This is a genomic window from Rhodococcus sp. IC4_135, assembly GCF_011602025.1.
Classification (GTDB): domain Bacteria; phylum Actinomycetota; class Actinomycetes; order Mycobacteriales; family Mycobacteriaceae; genus Rhodococcus_F; species Rhodococcus_F baikonurensis.
Genome location: NZ_JAAOLG010000160.1, coordinates 1 through 255 on the forward strand (window position 1 = coordinate 1; position 255 = coordinate 255).

The 255-nt window shown below is 52.9% G+C and carries 1 rRNA gene; it reads right to left on the reverse strand.

Annotated elements, in window-relative coordinates:
• Positions 1–255: ribosomal RNA gene (locus G8767_RS35445) — 23S ribosomal RNA — on the reverse strand; the annotation flags it as partial.

A 255-nucleotide genomic window follows, 5' to 3' on the forward strand; every position in this document is an offset into this window, starting at 1 on the left:
GAGGCAACCGCCCCAGTTAAACTACCCACCAGGCACTGTCCCTGAACCAGATCATGGTCCGAGGTTAGAGGTCCAATTCGATCAGAGTGGTATTTCAACAACGACTCCACGATAACTGGCGTCACCGCTTCACAGTCTCCCACCTATCCTACACAAACCGAACCGAACACCAATACCAAGCTGTAGTGAAGGTCCCGGGGTCTTTTCGTCCTGCCGCGCGTAACGAGCATCTTTACTCGTAATGCAATTTCGCCG